Source organism: Marinomonas algicola, assembly GCF_014805825.1.
Lineage (GTDB): Bacteria > Pseudomonadota > Gammaproteobacteria > Pseudomonadales > Marinomonadaceae > Marinomonas > Marinomonas algicola.
Window position 1 is genome coordinate 129,999 of the sequence record NZ_CP061942.1, and the last position, 19,273, is coordinate 149,271.

At 39.5% G+C, this 19,273-nt stretch carries 14 protein-coding genes and 3 pseudogenes; 7 read left to right on the forward strand and 10 right to left on the reverse strand.

Annotated features, from left to right (window positions below; all coding sequences use genetic code 11):
* Positions 1 to 115 precede the first annotated feature (115 nt).
* Entirely contained in the window at positions 116 to 274 is a 159-nt protein-coding gene (locus IEZ33_RS20470; protein ID WP_191603762.1) for a hypothetical protein, read from the forward strand.
* A 14-nt stretch (positions 275 to 288) separates the two neighbouring features.
* On the opposite strand, the gene IEZ33_RS20475 is transcribed toward IEZ33_RS20470, so the two are convergent.
* From IEZ33_RS20475 to tnpA (IEZ33_RS20515), 9 genes and pseudogenes are all read right to left on the reverse strand, one after another.
* The gene (locus IEZ33_RS20475; RefSeq protein ID WP_191603763.1) at positions 289 to 897 is read right to left on the reverse strand and encodes a Fic/DOC family protein; all 609 of its coding nucleotides are present in this window, start codon (positions 895 to 897) and stop codon (positions 289 to 291) included.
* Positions 898 to 1,023: 126 nt separating this feature from the next.
* The gene (locus IEZ33_RS20480) at positions 1,024 to 3,156 is read right to left on the reverse strand and encodes a DUF262 domain-containing protein (RefSeq protein ID WP_191603764.1); all 2,133 of its coding nucleotides are present in this window, start codon (positions 3,154 to 3,156) and stop codon (positions 1,024 to 1,026) included.
* Positions 3,146 to 4,747: a DUF262 domain-containing protein gene (locus tag IEZ33_RS20485; RefSeq protein ID WP_191603765.1), complete on the reverse strand. Its 1,602-nt coding sequence runs from the start codon at positions 4,745 to 4,747 to the stop codon at positions 3,146 to 3,148. The genes IEZ33_RS20480 and IEZ33_RS20485 overlap by 11 nt, the downstream gene beginning before the upstream one ends.
* Before the next feature lie 439 nt (positions 4,748 to 5,186).
* Positions 5,187 to 5,534 (reverse strand): IS66 family insertion sequence element accessory protein TnpB, encoded by a 348-nt coding sequence (gene tnpB, locus IEZ33_RS20495; RefSeq protein WP_191603766.1) that lies wholly within the window; start codon positions 5,532 to 5,534, stop codon positions 5,187 to 5,189.
* A complete protein-coding gene (gene tnpA, locus IEZ33_RS21085) occupies positions 5,531 to 5,770 on the reverse strand; it encodes an IS66 family insertion sequence element accessory protein TnpA (protein ID WP_420844883.1) in 240 nt (79 codons plus the stop codon). Before tnpA (IEZ33_RS21085) ends, tnpB (IEZ33_RS20495) begins: the two co-directional genes overlap by 4 nt.
* 128 nt (positions 5,771 to 5,898) lie before the next feature.
* Entirely contained in the window at positions 5,899 to 6,276 is a 378-nt protein-coding gene (locus IEZ33_RS20500) for a hypothetical protein (RefSeq protein ID WP_191603767.1), read from the reverse strand.
* Positions 6,277 to 6,324: 48 nt separating this feature from the next.
* Positions 6,325 to 7,817: pseudogene (gene tnpC / locus IEZ33_RS20505) on the reverse strand (IS66 family transposase).
* A gap of 47 nt (positions 7,818 to 7,864) precedes the next feature.
* Positions 7,865 to 8,221, reverse strand: coding sequence for an IS66 family insertion sequence element accessory protein TnpB (gene tnpB / locus IEZ33_RS20510; protein WP_191603768.1), 357 nt, complete (start codon positions 8,219 to 8,221; stop codon positions 7,865 to 7,867).
* The gene (gene tnpA / locus IEZ33_RS20515; RefSeq protein WP_191603769.1) at positions 8,218 to 8,526 is read right to left on the reverse strand and encodes an IS66 family insertion sequence element accessory protein TnpA; all 309 of its coding nucleotides are present in this window, start codon (positions 8,524 to 8,526) and stop codon (positions 8,218 to 8,220) included. The genes tnpB (IEZ33_RS20510) and tnpA (IEZ33_RS20515) overlap by 4 nt, the downstream gene beginning before the upstream one ends.
* A 1,027-nt stretch (positions 8,527 to 9,553) precedes the next feature.
* Between tnpA (IEZ33_RS20515) and IEZ33_RS20520 the strand changes: the two genes are divergently transcribed.
* From IEZ33_RS20520 to IEZ33_RS20540, 5 genes and pseudogenes are all read left to right on the forward strand, one after another.
* Positions 9,554 to 9,874, forward strand: coding sequence for a hypothetical protein (locus IEZ33_RS20520; RefSeq protein WP_191603770.1), 321 nt, complete (start codon positions 9,554 to 9,556; stop codon positions 9,872 to 9,874).
* Complete coding sequence (locus tag IEZ33_RS20525; RefSeq protein ID WP_191603813.1) at positions 9,802 to 10,677, forward strand: IS3 family transposase; 876 nt, start codon at positions 9,802 to 9,804, stop codon at positions 10,675 to 10,677. Before IEZ33_RS20520 ends, IEZ33_RS20525 begins: the two co-directional genes overlap by 73 nt.
* A 2,017-nt stretch (positions 10,678 to 12,694) precedes the next feature.
* Positions 12,695 to 13,462: pseudogene (locus tag IEZ33_RS20530) on the forward strand (IS5 family transposase).
* A 37-nt stretch (positions 13,463 to 13,499) separates the two neighbouring features.
* Positions 13,500 to 13,877 (forward strand): transposase, encoded by a 378-nt coding sequence (locus IEZ33_RS20535; RefSeq protein WP_240009728.1) that lies wholly within the window; start codon positions 13,500 to 13,502, stop codon positions 13,875 to 13,877.
* A gap of 278 nt (positions 13,878 to 14,155) precedes the next feature.
* The gene (locus IEZ33_RS20540; RefSeq protein WP_191603771.1) at positions 14,156 to 15,163 is read left to right on the forward strand and encodes an IS5 family transposase; all 1,008 of its coding nucleotides are present in this window, start codon (positions 14,156 to 14,158) and stop codon (positions 15,161 to 15,163) included.
* A gap of 132 nt (positions 15,164 to 15,295) precedes the next feature.
* Here IEZ33_RS20540 and IEZ33_RS20810 read toward each other — a convergent pair.
* Positions 15,296 to 15,745: pseudogene (locus IEZ33_RS20810) on the reverse strand (IS6 family transposase); the annotation flags it as partial.
* A gap of 1,739 nt (positions 15,746 to 17,484) precedes the next feature.
* Here IEZ33_RS20810 and IEZ33_RS20550 point away from each other — a divergent pair.
* A complete protein-coding gene (locus tag IEZ33_RS20550; protein ID WP_191603773.1) occupies positions 17,485 to 19,095 on the forward strand; it encodes a replication initiation protein in 1,611 nt (536 codons plus the stop codon).
* Positions 19,096 to 19,273: the final 178 nt, after the last annotated feature.

Here is a 19,273-nt window from a genome sequence, read left to right on the forward strand (position 1 = left end):
AAAGAGCTTACTTAAAAGGCGATAAAGGGGCTAGCGGTCTTGTACAACAGCCTAATTAACCCGTTTCAATACGACTATTTAATGCTATAATATTCCCCTAACTAGGAGAAACGCAATGACAAGCAGACCAAAGAAAAAAGTAGCTAAATCTAAGCTAATTCGCGCTGCAGCAAGCTCAAGTGCGATAGAAACAGGCGTTCCTACCAAAATAATTGAAGCTAAATTGAACAGCCAAAGTGGCAAGTTTAAACATTTATCTCTAGCTTCTGCATAACAAAACACATGCGCTTACTTCAAAACATCTCGAACTAAGCGCTCAATATGCTGATAATCCCCTGAGACGCTGGCTTGAATCGACTTGAAATAAAATTCTTTATTGTCATCCCAAAGTTCATAATCCAGTACATCAAAGCCCGCCTGAACAGCACACACATCCATAAACAAACGAGAGAGCCGCCCATTTCCTTCTCTGTATGGGTGTATCAAAATAAACTCAACATGGCTTTGTGCCAAAAAAGAAATAACCGCTTCTTCGTCAAGCTGCGAAAGACACTCAAATTGAGAGAGAAAGTCACTTTCAAACTGTTGCAGCAATTTGGGGATTTGTTTAGCGGCGGCAAAGTGGAAGCCACCTTTACTCATATTGACAGAGCGGTACTCACCTGCCCACTCATAAAGGTTTCCGAGCCACATTCTGTGCCAATTTGTAATGTCTACTGCCGTTAATACTGAATGGTCCGTCTCACTCAAAATATGTTCATACAATTGAATGAGCAGCTCAGTTTCAGCCTCATTGATATCATCGACCGTTATAATACCTAGCTTATTCTTTAATATAGCTTCATTTGAACCAGGTTCAAACTCACCTTCACTAGTGGTCACTTCGTACTTGGCCATTACACTAAGCCCCTGTGAATTTAGTCAATTATAATGTAAAGCGTGCGTTCATCCGTAACATCCTTGTTTGTAAAACGCTCGATTAATACGATCGTTTATTTCACATCTCCTTCTACCAACAGTTTTCTATAACTCAGCATCTATGCTTAGATTAAGATTATCTGCCAAAACTCTAAACATTTGAGTTTCATGCTCTTGAATAGTAATCGCTGATTCCTCTGCAGATTTACTCCAAGCATCTGCCTGCTTAAGCATTAATTCCAACTTCAAGCTTAAAGGCGCCATGATTTTACGCCTTGCGTTGAGTATTTTGGCTTTCTGTTCAGGTCCGTCATTACTCAGTGACGAATTATCAGAACTTGTTAATAAGCAAAGGTTACCAAAGCTATGTAAGGCAGCAGGGCCTAACTTCTCGTTCGCTTTGGGTGTTTGTGGCGAAAAGTGCTCTACGCTATTATTCATACTGAATCTAAAGCCAGATTTATAAGCTGCGATGCTGTCTGTACTGCTCCCCCTATCTTTCCATAGCAAATAATCTAAGTAGTTAAATACGAATAATCTCACTTGGCCGTAGCGCAAAAAGCCTTTGGCATAGTTAACAGAGGCTAAAATTTCAGTCTCAGATTTAACTCCGACTTCGCTGTTTACTTTGTCAATTGTATAGATAAAGTGAGGATAATCTTGAGGCTCAGCCGTAAGATAACGGTTAACCATAAATGCTTTAGCCAGATCTTTTAAAAAACCTAAATACGCTTCTGAGCTAACAGGCTTATCTTGCTGGTCTAGCCAATACAGCACAGCAGACAGCCAATTTTTACTGGAATTGGTTGGGTAAGAAACATGGAATGCAGAAAGCAACATCAAGCATGAGTCATTATCAGCTTCTGAATCATCTAGCCTACTAAAGGTATTAACATAACTAGAGCCATTTTTGCCAAACTTATAATGCTTTAAAGACCAATCTTCACCCTTGCCACCTGTTTTCTCACGCTTAACAATAAAGCGATCAAATAAATAACGATATTTTAAAAGCGTAAAAACGAATAATTTAGCCTTTTTTGCATCGTCACCAATATGCATTTTAAAAGACCCAATCAGCGCCTTATCGTCTAAAGGTGGAAGCTCATCCGTTGAATTGTTTTTTACATAAAGACGCAGAACCTGCATCAAAAAGTTGGGGAAATCGATAACACTGGTAAACCGCTCTTCACGGCCATCATCGTCATCGTTAGATTCATTGCCGTTATTAACTGTTACTTTTTGGCCTAATTTAAGTGAGGCTTCCAAACTAAACGTTATGCGGCTTTCTTTACTGGTGCTTTCTGAGCTGCTCCCTATACTATTTTTAGGCGCTGAATTGTCATTAGCAACTTTAGGGTAAATAGCATCGCGTAAATTGTTAAAATTATTGAACTTAAAACCTTCGTAATTATCTTCAAATATTTTCTTACGCTCTGCCACTGAAAAGCGCGTTTGTGCATAACGACTCATGTCAGAACAGGCTAACCAGATCGTTTGAATGGTCGCCATATCGTGCACGTTATTTTGCACTGCTGATAGTAAATTCGCTTTTACAATTTCATGCTTTTCTAGCTGCTCGCCGCGGTTATTCATCACTTCAAAATAGTGGCTAACATCGGTATTGGCAGGCACACTAACGCGTAGAATTTTTACTTGTTTTAACAAATATTCAGCAAAGTTTTTAAAGGCCTCATCATTTTTGGTATCTGTAAAAATATCCGTTATAACACTGTCGATAACTTTAATGCCATTAAGCATAGATGGAGAAAGAGTTTCAATATTCAAGGCGTTGATAGCCGCCAAAAAATCATTAGAGGCACTGCCACTTGACTCCTTTGGTGTGCTAAGTGCCTGATAAAAACTCTCTAGGCTGCTACGCGATATTGGGCGGCTTTCAAAGTCTAAGTTGGTTTTTTCATACCAGTCAAACAACTCTGGAAGGCGAAACTTTAAATAACAAGCGATTAAGGTAAGCGTGGTAAAGCGCTGTTGGCCATCCAATATTTCGTAAATACCTTGTTTTTCATGCACGACCAAACTACCCACATAGTAAAAACCTTTGCTCTCTTCTTTTTTAACATCGTCTTTTTTGGCAAAGTCATTTATATCTACAATCAATTGCTGTATCTGCGTCTTACCCCAATCGTAGTTGCGCTGATATACAGGTATTTTGTAGTAGGTGTCACTCTGAAATAATTTTTTTAAGCAAAGGCTAGTAGGCAGATCATTACTGTACATTTGGAGTTGCCTCTTTTGTTGGGGAGCAATAACCAAGGTCACTAAATAGAATTTTAATCCCACACAATTTATCTATATTTTTCTTCTCTATTGTTTCATAAATTGCTTGAGCTAGATTGATTTCAATTTGGGGCAAAGGCTTATTTAAAAAATCCGCAGGGGTTAATGACTGATGCAAACGCACAAACAAATTATTTTCTCTAACATGCTTTTCGATCCCCTGAAGATAAACACTGCCTTTTTCTAATCGAAGCGAATACGCCCAGATAAAAATATACTCAATCGCCCTGGGTAAATCTTGCGTACCAAAGCGATCGTAATAGCACAAAACTAAAGCATCAAACATGCGGCGAACATATCGATCACCTTGGCGCCATCGTCCTTCATAACTGTAATTTTTTATTTCCCCCTCCACACCACTCTCATTTGCTTTCTTATTATTCAAAACCTGCATTATCACTAATGCTGTAGGTCTTATGCTCTTAGTAGGTAATGCTTTTTGTTGGGTATCATGGTGATACAGTGCACTTTGTAGCCAATTGTTATCCTCTGCGGCAATACTGTTTTTTAACAGCGGCTTAATCAGCATTTGGTAATGTGTCACCCATTCAAAAAATCGGCGGCCATTAATCATAGTTTGTGTTAGTTGAAACGGGTAAGCCATGGGCTGTAAATCCAGCTTACGATGTGGGTGCTGGATATAGCTATCTATCGTGCCATCAATCACACGCAATCCCTGCTGAAATGGATAGTTGTTCTCACCCAAACTTACGCCTTTAAACAAGCCTGCTTTCGCTTTAGTAAACCCCATCGCCCTTTGACCTGCACTCCAACGACGCGCGGGGTATAAATAATTGGCAAATAAGTTTTTCAGCCTTGTGGTATCTTGCCGTTCCCAATACTCAACAACCTCTTGTTTTACGGCATTTTCAGATTCTGGAAACTCACGCAAGTGAAAGGCTTTAAGTAAATCGTGAGGGTTTAAATCGAGGCCTCGGGCATTTTGCGAGTCGAAAAATTGAAAGGCTTCAGACAATTCATTCAGCGTTACCTGTACCACTTCGCAGTGATTTAACAAAAAATCCAATACGTCTTCGGTGAAGTCGGGGCTATTCACAAAGCGTTGAATAATTGTGTGGTTTTTACTTACATTTTTTTGCGTTTCACTGCAATTGGGTAGTTTTATATCAACTGGGATAAAATCTTTAAGCTGTTCACTAAACTTACCCGCTTTGGCGATGGTTAACACAAGCAATAATGTTAAGCTGCGCTGCTGACCATCCACCACATCTAAGCTTTTTCTTTTTTTACCTTTTTTATCTTCACCTTCTTTGTCTTCACGGCTGTTTTTATGCAACACCACTGTGCCTAAGCGGTAGGCATTATCGGCATTAAACATCACTCCGCGGCTATGGCTTAATCGCTTGGTTTGATAGCTTAGGTCGGTGATTAAGTCGGTGATGTTTTTCTCACCCCAGCGATAAGGCCGCTGGTAAAAAGGGATCTCTAAATTCATCTCGGCATAATTTTCACATGATAAAAAATCTGAAATTTTAACAACCGTTGCGATACTTTCAAAATGCTTATCCATATATTAAAATCAACCTCATAATTCCATATAAATAACTTTTTATTAGGTTATTTTCCATTTTCAAAAAGCCAGCAAGATTTGATAAATTTATATAAACTAAAACCTCCATTATATTTTACCAATACAATGAAAATAAATGGTTTCCTAGCTGTTATTAACGTATAAAATCATAAAACTAAAGATAAAATCCAGTCTTAAAACTATACCTTTCAAGCACGACAATATAATGTCGCTATATAACCCTAAATTCAGATAATAGGTGCGACTGATATAAGTCGCCACGATGCAGAGCAGTTTATCCTTCTCCATGACTGTCATGATAGGTGCGTATTCCACGACTAATCGATTAAGCGTAGAGTGATCAACATTAATACCTCGTTCCAGCATTATTTCTTCTAGATCGCGATATGAAACGGCATATCTAACGTAGAAGAACCCATTAAGGTGCGCGTCTGTAACGCTTAAATTGTCGATATTTTTCCACTTTTATACCCTCTAATACATGTTGTAATTCAAGTGGGCTGAAGGCGTATTTATCGTGCGCTGATTCTTGGTAGTGGTACAGACCTTGAGCTAAGCGTTTGCACCAAATGCAGTAACCAGAGGGTTCAAAATAGAGAGTTTTCATTTGCGTTTTACGACGGTTAATGAAGACAAAATGCCCGCTGAGTGGACTTTTTTTGATCTGTTGTTTGATGAGTTCCAATAGTCCCTGATAAGACTTACGCATATCAGTGGGTTGGGTATGCAACCAGATTTTAGCGCTGGGGTCAGGCATAAACATCATTCACGACTCAATCGAAGTTCAATACCATCGCCTAAACACAGGGTAATGTTCCAACGTTCAGAACCTGAGAGAGTAGAAACGTGACTGAGGTCGATAAAGTCGGGTTGAGTGGAATCGGTTGAGGTTTTGGTGCTCGAAAAATGTTGACGCCATTTGCTAAAACTGAAGTAATTGATGTGATGCTGTTCGCAGTATTGAGGAGCCGACAAATCAGACTGAGCTTGATTATCAATGATTTTTTGTCATTCAGAAGAAGAGCGACGGGTGTAGGTTTTGATCATGGGATGAACTCCGTATGAGATAAAAACAGAATCGAGTGTAGACTGGAAACAGATGGGATTGAATAACGGCGTGAAATGAACGCTTACAAAGCTAAACCCCAGAAGCTTGCCTCTGTATCAAACTCACCTACCCTTCTGCCAAGGCTCCAGGCTTCCTCATAAATGTTTTCTATTTCTCTTTCATCATTCGTAGAAAATTTTTTGTTTTCCTGAAAAAACAATTCTGACTTGTAGTAGTTCTCAATGGTGGTAGCAAAATTGATATCTGAAAAATCAGGCTCATTATTTTCACACATTGAACTTAATGATGTCTTAGCCTGAAGTTCTAGGTGTTCCATTGGAGAGCTTGTGCAACCCGTCAAAAGCGTCACCGTGATCGCACTTATTGCGTAGAATAATTGCTTTTGAGCCCTCTCTGATGGTGTCAATTTGAAAGTTTGGAACATTGGTGTACGCGACATTGAGAAACTCCATTAATGAAATATTTTCGGTGGGAACAGTGTAAGCGCCTAACCAACCACGTCCTTGCAGAACCAAGGCAGCAATGCTTCGATATCGGCTACACTTTTTGCATTAGGGAGCGTCTCGAAGACCTTTTTCAACCAATCGTATTCATTAAGGCCATTGGCTTTGGCTGTTTCGATAAGACTGTATAAGTTTGCACTGGCTGTCGCGCCTGCCTGGCTTTTGCTAAAGAGCCAGTTTTTACGTCCAATCGCATAAGGACGGATGGCTCGTTCTGCTGCATTGTTATCAATTGGGTAATGACCTTCTTCAACATAACCGATGAGCCGATCCCATTGATTATTCAGATACACCAATGCCTTCCCTATCGTCGTTTTTGGGGCAACATGAAGTAGGCTTTTATCCATCCATATTTTGAGCGCTTCTAAAATCGGTACCGCCTTTTCCTGGCGCACTTCTCGGCGTTTATCAGGGGGCGCATCTTTGATGTGTTGTTCGATGGCATACAATTTTTGGATGCTGTTCAGGGCTTGATCCGCTTTCCCTATTTTACCTTTAGGCTGTGTATCTTTGGCTTCTTTAAACTTGCGTCGTGCATGAGCCCAACAACCTAAACGTTTTATCTGATACTCATTACACGCTTTTTGATACCACTCATACCCATCTACCATAATGGCGAAGATAACAGCTGCAGCGGGACTGATTGGGCACGGCTATCTGCATAGTGAAACACGCAAGCAGGTCGAGCGCCTGTGCTGCGCATGACCCACATGTAACTTTTGCTTTGAACTGTTTTCCCCGGTTCATCCAAGACCTGTAATGTGGTTTCATCCATGTGTAAACACGGTTGCTGTTGAAACGAGTCGGTCAGGAGGTTGATCAACGGTTGCACAAGTTCACCACATTTAATCATCCAGTTTGCTAGATTGGTTCGATCCATGTCGATACCAATACGTTTGAACATCTCACTTTGGCGATACAACGGCAGAGCATCGGCGTATTTACTGGTGGCAACGAAGGCAAGTAACCCGGGGCTTGCAATGCTCTTTTCAATGGGCTGTTTGGGCTTGCTAGCCGTTACTACATGGCTACTACAACATGGGCAAGCATACGTTAAACGCTTGTGACGTAATACTTTGATTTGTGCGGGGATGATGTCCAATTGTTCATGATCTTCACTGCCTATGACGTTCAGTTCGCTCCCATCATGAGGGCAAACTTTTTCAGACTCTGGTAAGTCATACACAATGTCTTCGCATGGGAAGTCATCTGGAATACTGATGCGCGGTTTACAACGGCGTGCGTGACCTTTTACTTCTGTGGTGTCTTCTTCATTAACAGGTATGTCTATGACGGTGTCTTCGGCTTCATTAAATAAGCCTAATTGATCTGGGGAGAGCTTTTCGCTGGAAGGGCTAAAACGTCGCTTCAACAGCAATTTGATCTGCTCATATAACGTGCCAATTTGCGCATCACGCTCAGCAAGTTGTGCACGTAATTGATTAATCTCTTGTTGTAAAATCGTTACATTATCCATACGTGGATTATAACGATAAACGACGCAGTAAGCCCCAAAAAAATTGCTTAAGCTACCTCGGTATAATGAAGTGATTGATGTGGCGTCAGTCGACTCATATCGAAACCACGCAGTAGCCAACTCCATTGTTCATGACTGATTGAGATGGTTGATTCATTTTGTTTACGTGGCCATTTGAAGCGTTCTTTTTCCAAACGTTTCTGCCACAACGCAAACCCAGTATCATCCCAGTACAGCACTTTAATCTGAGTTCGTGACTTGTTGCAGAACACAAACAATGCGGGCTCGCATGGGGCTAACGCCATCGCTTCGCTCACGATGACCGCAAGACCATTAATGGCTTTTCGAAAATCGACGGGGTCACGATGCAAGTAAATGGGGGCATGGCTTGACCACTGAATCATGCTAGCTGTCTCACAAGATCAACCATATCAGATGAACTCATGGAATCTGGGCAATGAATTTTGCACTGGCCGTATTCAATCACCACTTGAGAGGTAGAGGCCCCAGAAGTAAGATTGCTTGGTGGCGCGATGTGTAGACGGGTAAAGCCATAATGTTCGTCAGCCACTTTTCGATGTTGATTTAATTTTATATTGAAGTATTTTGGATTGATGCTGCGCTGTTTGCAAAACTCCGTTTGAGTTAATTCAGACAGCTCGAAGGCCTCAAATAATTCAGGCCAATTGTGCTTTCGATAGGTCGCCATGACATGCTCCTTGAATAATAAGAGGCGAGAAGACTACGACTGAAGTCAGTCATAGATAGGTAGGGTTGGATGGGCGCTTACGGAACAGTTAACTGATAGCTGGAAATTTTTTATCTCTAAGGAGGTCGATAAATTTATAGCCAGAACGCTCAGAAACGTCATTTAAATAATTAACACAACGTCCATCATCTGTTGGCGAAATTCAATTGTGGCCATACCAACTGGTATCTGGTGCTTTAGTTGCGCAATCGGTCATTGTTATAACGACAAGACCTACTGAAATATATTTAAGGTTTTTTGACTTCATGAGACCTCTGCATAACTCGATAAATTGATTTTTCGTGTAAAAAACATCAATGAGATCAAAGGCCAGTTTTTCTATTTTTGTAAAAACAAGAGTTATGCTGAGGTCTCTTCATTAAGATTTTCTCAATTTAGTTTTAAAGATAGGAATACACACAATATCATTGTGTAATAAAGCTAACTTAAAAGTAACATACACGTATTGCTATTAAGATATTTAGAGTATTAAATTAATACACTTAATACTCTAACATTTTTGTTTTGGAGCTATTTTTTAACGTGCTGACTAGAGCTGATAAAACGGAGAATGAATACCGTTTAAAGCTAAAAACTATCTACGTTAGGTATCTTCAAAGAGTGGACATAGATGGGTCGTTAGATAGTAGAGAAAAGGTTATTTCAGTTTTTTCAAAAATTGAATTGGCTCTAACAACTAATTCAGCAAAAAATATAGAGCAGTCCTTCGTTGGTATTGTCGAAATGAGAATATACAGCTAGAAAAGGATGATATGAAGATTACGCTACCGGTAAGTAAAAATTTGAAAATGAAAACTTATCCAAAAGAATTGACACTTCGTGCTTTAAAGCTTCTTAAGTGTAGGTAGGCCAAAAGAATGTATAAAAAGATTCGTAGAGCTGCATCTGAAAATAGGTGTGTTGTAATGGTTTAATAATCCTAGAAGGTCCTATAGCCTATAATTAACCGACATATAGAAATCAAATCATGACCATTAAAACCCGAAAAGAACGGCTGAATTACACGCCCAAACAAAAGTATGAATACGCGAGATTAATGGTCGAAGATCATTATTCTAATCAGAAAATTATAGATATCTCTGGTGCTAGCTCTACCGCTGTGGCACGTTGGAAAAAGCAGTATTTGGATGAACAGCGTGGTGAGTTCGTGCAAGATAAAGTGCCTTTAGATGCGGATAAACGACTGATAGAAGAACTCAAAAAAGAATTGGCTGAATCAAGAGAAGACGTACGTTTGTTAAAAAAGGCAACCGCCTTGTTCATACGCGACAATCCAAATTTAAAGTGATTAGACAGTTGACCAAGGCTGAGCCTCAGATAACCATTCAAAGAGTGTGTCAGTTATTTGAACTGCCCGTGTCGAACTATTATTACACGCCTGTGATTCGACCAGAAGATGAGGTAATTAAGAAAAGAATAGCAAAGATATTTGACGATTCTTTTCAATCTTATGGAAAACGTCGACTGGCCTTTGAGTTAAAAAAAGAGTCGTTCGAAATTGGTGTGTTTAGAACCTCTAGGTTGATGAAAACATTGGGATTAGTCGCGAAAAGGCCGAAGAAACCGCATTACTATACAGCGAGTAAAGAGCAACCAACGACACCACACTTATTGAAAAGAGTGTTTAATCCGTCTGATCTGAATACTCGTTTGGTTGGTGATATCACCTATATACGTTCGCACCAAGGTTGGAGTTATTTAGCGACAGTTATGGATCTAGCGAATCGAGAAATAGTGGGTTACGCTCTATCGAAAACGCCTAATGCTGAGTTGGCCAAAAAAGCATTAACGAATGCTATTGCAAAACATCAACCGAACATTCGAGGGCTAATGTTTCATTCAGATCAAGGTGTGCAATACAACGCTAAGTTATTTAAAGAAACGCTCCACAATCATAAAATGATTCAAAGTATGAGTCGACGTGGGTGCTGTTGGGACAATGCGGTTCAAGAGCGTTTTTTCCGTAATTTGAAAACGAAATACTTGAACGGTTTAAGCTTTATCAATCACCAATCAGTGGTAATCACTGTCGAGCGATATATTAGGTTTTACAACGACAAACGTCTGTTCAGAAGCGACAAGAATTACTGAAAGTGGCTTAAGAGTCCTACAGGATTACTTGACCATTACATGTACTGCAAACTCATAGCAAGAAAGGCCTAAGTAAAACTCTATTACAGTTAAAGGTGAATCCTGGGGGAGTTAAAGCAGTGTACAGGGGCGCTTTCAATAGCAGTCCCCTGAAAGAGGTTTATCATCAATATTCTGTAGAGCCATTTTTGGTAATATGAAGTAGTCTTCGATGAAGAACTTTGCCTGATCGAACTTTTCAAAATTTCCCATTTATCTGTATGAAATCTACATTGATCATGTTGTTGTACGCCGACATTAATGTTTGATAATTCACAGTAAAGCATGATGTTTCGCATTTTAGTTGTCCTCTATTTTTAGAGGAAATTATAGATAATAGGGCTCCAATTTACGCTAATTTAGTATCAATCTTTAATGTCGGTAGACAGTTGCTCTAGTCATTCCCTTTAGATAGACAATGACCTTTTATGATTTTCTTTCTTCTCAACTTCATTTTTGACATCTTAAAAATGATCTTTGTAGTGAATAGTCTAATCGCAGTGTGATTTTAAGAGGAAGGAATGCTCTGTAAAGATTTATTCCTTGTTCAGCTTTTGGTGCAGCTCTGAGTTCTATATAAGGTTCGTTGACTTGCTATTCGTGTTTTATTATCTGTTTTGAATGCATGGATTATGGGTGCAGCTATATTTCAATGTATGCACATGGAGTTATGGTTTGCGTGTTGAAAATAGGTTCTTCGTATGAAGTTATTCTAGTGCCCAAACTGAAAGAGCAATATTGAGAGGTAAAAGATAGTGATTGATTATTTCGTGTGGCACAAATCTGTCATTTTTTTAGAATTTAAAATCTAATGGTTGATAACTGCCATTTATATAATGGTTTAGTGTTCGTTGTTATTAACAAACGATAGGTAAACATAATCAAAAAAATGCCACATGTAGATGGTATTTAAAATACCATTTAATTTTTCAAACTAAATTTCAGTTATTTAAATAATACAATTTTATAATTTATTAATCAATGAAAAATCAACATACCTGAATTCAGGTTTTTAAAAGATGGTGATTTTTCTAACTTATCAATTAAGAAGTTTTCAGAAATTATTGGAATGTTTCCAGGCATTGTAATTGCTAGGCTACAGCATGATAAAAAATTTCCACATACGATTCATCAGCACAGAATAAGATATAAGTGGACATCATAGAGCTCTAATCGGGTAGTCGGAGGTTTCTAACCTCCAGCACCCACAACACTCTGCATGCGGCTCCGCACAGGGCTTTTCACTTAGGATGGTGAAGCGAGACCCAACCATCACGCAGCAAATAAAGACATTGTGATGTTATTGATGTCTTGTATTTTTAGGTTTTTTATGGTGTCGTTAATATTCACCTTATACCTCATATAGAATTAGTTCGTGAGGTAATGATATTTTAGATTGTGCCCTCCTCTACGCTTAACCACCTCCCCTTAATAATCAAAACCATGGGATAAAGGTGAAACCTGTCTGAGGTAATTAGAGTAGGTACAGTTTGTGTTGTTGGTATTTTTCTGGGTATACGTTTTAATATTTAATGATTTACCTATCGCTCTCATAGAAATATTTAAAACATTGGCGATAGACTCATTTTTAACACGCGACATGTGTCGCACGTCATTTGGCTGAGGAATCTAGGGGCCGATTATTAACCGCGACAGGTCATCGGTGCCATATCCAGCAACAGCACCTTGAAGCTTAATCTCAACAATTAGCCAAGAAGGTAAACAAGGAGCATAGCCACGACTGAGCATTAACGTGACAAACGTAGCTTAGATGTTGGCCTCAAATCTTGCCCCTCCACTGACAATTGAAAATGGGTTACTAAGTTCTTTTAATTTTGTCGCTTCAGTTATGGGTTGTGTCGCAAAATTTCAATTTAACCTAAAAACACTAGGGGCTGTTGATCTTTGCTTGAGTTTTGTACTTAAGTGGCAATCTCGTATAATTCACTTCGCCAAAAACAAATAAAACGAGACTGCCATGCTCCGATTAATGCTCACAGATGAGCAATGGTCGAAACTAAAAGTGATATTGCTTGAAGATAGAGTTTATAACAAGCTTGAACATAGAAAAACATTCGAAGGAATACTTTACCGATTACGTATAGGCTGCCCTTGGCGTGACTTGCCAGAATATTTTGGTTTGTGGAATACGGTTTATCGCCGATTTCTGCTTTGGTCAAGAAAAGGCATATTAATGAGACTATTCAAATCGTTAGCGCAAAATATCGATACCGAATAGGAGTTTATAGATGGAAGCTACGTTAAAGCACATCAACATAGTACTGGCGCAGCTTCAGATAGTGACCAAGCTATTACATTAAGTCGAGGCGGTAATACCAGTAAAATTCATTTGGCTGTTGATAGTTATGGATTACCTATCGAATTTATCATTACTGGTGGCGATGTTCATGATAGTAAAGTGGCTAATGAACTGATTGAATTACTGCCCAAAAGTGACTTTATTGTTGCTGACAAGGGCTATGACAGTGAAGCGATTAGGGAGAAGGTGCGTCAACAAAACTCATGTCCCGTCATACCTAGAAAGCAAAATTCTAAAGTGGGAAACGATGATATTGATTGGTGTTTGTATCAATACAGGCATTTAGTGGAGAATGCTTTTGCACGGTTAAAACACTTTCGAGCAATAGCAACACGATACGACAAATTAAAATCACAATTTGAAAACATGTTGGCATTAGCTTGCGCCATAATTTGGCTGCCAATGCGAAAGATCAACAGCCCCTAGCCTCTAAAAACATCATTATGACATAGGTAGAATAAACATCACTGATGCAACCCCTGTTGAGGCTTCACAATCAGGTTCTGGTAAGGGTAAAGATGACCTACCCAAGAAAGATCCAGAAGCCGGTTGGCATGTAAAAAACGACAGCCGAGGAAGACAGAAATCCACGTATGGCTATTCTGTGCACACAGGTGTAGATGAAAATGGTTTTATTCATAGCCAATGTGTTACTACTGATAATGTTCATGATAGCCAAGAACGAGATTCATTGATACTTGAAGATGAAGCGAAACTTTATGCCGAGATAGCAGCTACTAGAGCAGGTGGAGAGCCTCCATTTGCAACGTACAAAACACATTATGGACTAACCCGTACTCGATTTATTGGGCTTGCTAAAAGAGAGACTTTTTTGGATTAGCAGCAATGGCAGCAAATATAAGAAAAGGCGCTAGATTTTTAATGCTGTATGGTTTTTCAAAAATGGAAACCACAGGATAAATGCCTCTAATGTGGGAAAGACTATGAGTTTACAAGCGGTATAGACGAAAAAAGCCAAAATTTTCGAGAGTTTGACCTGATTTTTTTACCAAACTTGAGTTTATCTAAAAAAGTTGGATTTATACTGAAGCCTCAAATAATAAATAGAGACCTCAGCATAACTCGATCATAAATGTCTAAACTTTGATAACATAAGATATGCAAAATTCATTTACGACACAGCCCGAGCTTTTCGTGACGGCTTCAGATCTAGATAGCCCTATCCTTAACAGTCTTGATGATACTGAGGCATTACTTGATTGGTCTGAAATTGAGAACGTATTATCCTCAATTTACTCTGCCAATACAGGTCGACCTAGCTATCCTTTACTGACCTTATTCAGAAGCTTATTACTCGGAATCTGGTATAAGCTATCTGATGTTGAATTGGCGAACTGCTTATACAGAGACCTGTTGTTTCGTAAATTCTGTCATCTTGAGTTAACGGGTAATGTACCTGAAGCCTCAACGCTGGGACGATTTCGTAATAAACTGGTTGAGCTGAACCTATGGGATTCTTTATTGGAAGAGATTAACAGTCAATTAGCCTCTCAAAACATTATTATGACGCAAGGTAGAATAAACATCATAGATGCAACCCCAATTGAGGCTTCACAATCGGGCTCTGGTAAGGGTAAAGATGGTCAGCCGAAGAAAGACCCAGAAGCCGGTTGGCATGTAAAAAACGACAGTCGAGGCAGGCAGAAATCCACCTATGGTTATTCTGTACATACTGGCGTAGATGAAGATGGTTTTATCCATAGCCAATGCGTCACTGCAGGTAATGTTCATGATAGCCAAGAAAGAGATTCATTGATTCTTGGAGATGAAGCGAAGCTTTATGCGGATGCCGCTTATAGTTCTAAAGAGACGAGAGACACATTAGAAGAACTGGGTATCGAAGATCAAGTTCAGCGAAAAGGATATCGAAACAACCCGCTGAGTGAGCAGGATAAACTTCGTAACGCCGAGATAGCAGTCACTAGAGCAGGTGGAGAGCGTCCATTTGCAACGTACAAAACACATTATGGACTAACCCGTACTCGCTTTATGGGACTTGCTAAAAATGAGACTTTTTTTGGATTAGCCGCAATGGCAGCAAACATAAGAAAAGGCGCTAGATTTTTAATGTTGTATGGTTTGCCAGAAATGGAAACCACAGGATAAATGCCTCTAATGTGGGAAAGACTATGAATTTAAAGGCGGTATAGACGAAAAAAGCCAACGTTTTCGAGATTTTAACCTGACTTTTTTACAAAACTGGAGCTAATCGAAAAAAGTTAGGACTTATGCTGAGGTCTCTAATTGTCTAATAGCATCGCCGTATGCAGGGGCCTTATCTGTATTGATTGTCGGCGGTTTTTCTCACTCTTTCAAACCCCTTAAAGCCTTACCTAAGAAGCGCTTCGTCGCTTTAGTATTACGACGGGATGACAAATAAAAGTTTACGGTTCGGCCGCGTTTATCAATCGCTCTATATAAATAGACCCACTTTCCTTTGACCTTGACGTAAGTTTCGTCAACTTGCCAGCTCACGCTTGACCTAGGTCGCCAATACCACTTCAACCTCGCTTCTATTTCAGGTGCATAGAGCTAAACCCAGTGATAAATAGTGGTGTGATCAACTTCAACTCCTCGTTCACAGAGCATTTCTTCGAGTTCTCGATAACTAATACCGTATTTACAGTAGCATCGCACAGCCCAAATAATAATGTCATACTGAAAGTGACGATTTTTAAAGAGATTCACAGAAGGTACCTATCAAACTATGGAACACTATATTGAGTGGATCTTATTTGCAACGGAGCCAGAATAACATCTATGCCGTGCTTCTATTTAGGAGACCGGGGGCGTTTTGTATCTTGTTTCATTATGTTTATATACCTGTTTATTTTGTTTATACTTGTTTAGAGATTATTTAAACCTCTAAAATCAATGGTTTGCATTGCTTATCGTGACAGTTTTGCGTTTTATCGTGACACAATTGTAACTTATCGTGACAGTTTTTTTTTTAGCGTGACACATTGTATTGCTAAGGTGACATATCCAACCGGTATCGTGACGCTTCCCTTCGTTTTTAAAGCTCGATTGGTTCGATTTAGCGAATGTTTACCTAGCCTCGTTCTTTTATTGTGACCTATGTTGATTAGAGGGTATTTTTACGAGCATATGGTGAAGTGCTCTGTCCTTGTCTGATAGATTTTCGATTCTTACATAGTTTTAAATTGTATTTTTGTCACGATGCGTGGTGTTAGCTACTTACCTGTGATACCCCGCTACTCGTTAAGGGCCCTGAGTTGCTCTTCTGTCACGATGTGATGCGTTAGCCTGCTTGAGTGTGACAATTCGCTACTCGCTAATAGAGTGCTATGTTGCTTTTCTGTCACGATGTAGGGTGCTAATCATTTGTCCGTGACAAATTCGCTACCCGTTAAGAGCCTTATGTTGCTCTTCTGTCACGGTGCAGTGTGTTAGCTATTTACCTGTGAGAAATCCGCTACTCGTTAAGAGCCCTACGTTGCCTTTTTGTCACGATGTAGGGTGCTAATCATTTGTCCGTGACAAATTCGCTACCCGTTAAGAGCCTTATGTTGCTCTTCTGTCACGATGCAGTGTGTTAGCTATTTACCTGTGAGAAATCCGCTACTCGTTAAGAGCCCTACTTTGCCTTTCTGTCACGATGTAGGGTGCTAATCATTTGTCCGTGACAAATTCGCTACCCGTTAAGAGCCTTATGTTGCTCTTCTGTCACGATGCAGTGTGTTAGCTATTTACCTGTGAGAAATCCGCTACTCGTTAAGAGCCCTACGTTGCCTCTCTGTCACGATGTAGGGTGTTAATCATTTTTCCGTGACAAATCCGCTACTCGTTAAGAGCCCTACGTTGCCTTTCTGTCACGATGTAGGGTGCTAATCATTTGTCCGTGACAAATTCGCTACCCGTTAAGAGCCCTACGTTGCCTCTCTGTCACGATGTAGGGTGTTAATCATTTTTCCGTGACAAATCCGCTACTCGTTAAGAGCCCTACGTTGCCTTTCTGTCACGATGTAGGGTGCTAATCATTTGTCCGTGACAAATTCGCTACCCGTTAAGAGCCTTATGTTGCTCTTCTGTCACGATGCGGTGCGTTAGCCAGCTTGAGCGTGACAGATTCGCTACTCATTAAGAGTCCTATGTTCACCATATGTTGCATTGATTAGATTGTGAGTGACAGATTAGCAACCACAATGAGTCTATTTTGCTTTTTTGTCACGATGTAGTGTGTAAACACAGCTTCTGCGTGACAGATCCGCGTTCGCGGTGAACTTATGTTTGTTTTTTTGTCATGATTATTTTGTCTTCATACTTCATTGAAGAATCAGTGAAATTATTCTCGTGACAAAAATGACACTAAAAAAATATTTTTGTTGCCTTTTTGTCACGATGCGTTATCTTGCTTAGAGATATGGTGATAGTGCCTATCTGAAAAAATGTGCAGTGGATTTACAATGTCAAAAGAAGACTCGATTAAAAAACAACCGCTTGTATCTGAAAATGCTTTCAACAGAGATACGGCATTGGTTACTAAGCGCAATGAGCTGATTGCTGGCCATGCAGAGATGTCCTTAAATGAGAATCGTATCTTTCATGCTGCTATCGCCATGATTGATTCTCGAGCTCATGACATTGGTGAAATCAGGGTGACACCTAGTCAGCTGGCTTATGCACTGAACACGTCAAAATCAAATGTGAGTAAATATTTAAAAGGAACAAAAGGTAGCCCAAGCTTGCTTGAAGAGTTACAGACAAGGTACGTAAGAGCGCCACTTATTTACGATACATCGTGTATAACAGTTGATGGTAAGCGGCTTTGTCTCAAAGAAGATAGTTCACGTGTCTACCTTAAGCTCAGTGATGTACAGGAAAAAGAATTTAAAGATAAAGACGGTTTGAGTGTGTTTTTTGATGATGAAATAGGTTTACACGTTTTTGATGAAAATGGGCGTAGCATGCCCCCAAATCTTGACCGCATCGAGGACGCTTTAGAAGCTGAAATTAACTATCTTGGTCATGTTCTAGTGCCTGATACGGAATCAATTAAAAAAGATAACGCTTGTAAAATATACGTTAATGCAGAGAATTTACTTTGTGCGACCGCATTAGCTCGTGGGAAAAAATCTAGCCAATTAAAAAATGTCTCCATTTTTGACACGTCTGCTTACAATGCAGAAGAAGGCTATGTTGTTTTCGAGTTTGGGGCGGCGTTTAAGCCCTATGTAATTGATATAAAAGAAAACTTTACTAAAAGCTATATGAAATATGTCATCAGTTTAACTTCAAACCTTGCTGCGGATTTGTACAACATCTTCAGGAAAGAGTTACCAATTAATACGGTTAAGAAAGGTAAGACAGAAATATCATTTAAAAAAAATGTTGATGAGCTCCGCGTACAGCTTGGTATCACCGATAAGTATTTGAGGTTAGCTGACTTTAAAAGAGCTGTTTTAGATCGTTCTAAAGAGCAAATAAACGGAAGGACAGATCTTGAGTTTGACTATGAAATCCCAGAGCGACGCAATAATCCAAGGGCCGTATTTAAATACATACTGTTTAAGGTTAAGGCTACAAAGGTTGAAATCGCTAAACTGGTAAAAGAGAGCGACTTAACGCAAGAACTCGAAAAATATTTTGACTCTAGGATCGTAAAGAGCTTCATTAGCAAATATTCTGTAGCGCGCTGCCTGAACAACTTAAATCTTTTTATTAAGGCTAAGCATGTTACTACCATCGCAAACCCTTCTGGCTGGTTAAGGGATGCAATAAAGTTTGATTACCATGAGACAAATGGTGTTCTTTCATTATCAGAGTACATTAACCCAGTTGAGAGGCAGTTTGTTAGCGAGATAGTACGTGAGGAGTGGGATTCTTGGGATCAGGAAGAGAGAGATGAGTTTATCAAATACAAATTGAAAGGAGCTTACGTGAGTATCCGTTTTTCAGAGTATCTTTCAGAGTTCGGCTTACGTGAGGCTCATGAGAAATTTAGGCCGAAAAAAGAAACAGCCAAACGGCAAATAGATCTCCTTATGAGTTCGGAAATCTATAAAAAAGAAGATTGATTAAAGTATGTGCTTCTTGATAGCTATCCTATAAGTGGCTTTATTGGATATAGTTTGCGGAATTTACTTTTATAGGGTTTAGGTTGGTGGTTTCAGTAACCGTTCAACCCTGTCTAGTAGTGTATGTAAGATATTCTTTAAAACCGCTTTACATCCAAAAAACCATAAACCTATAAAA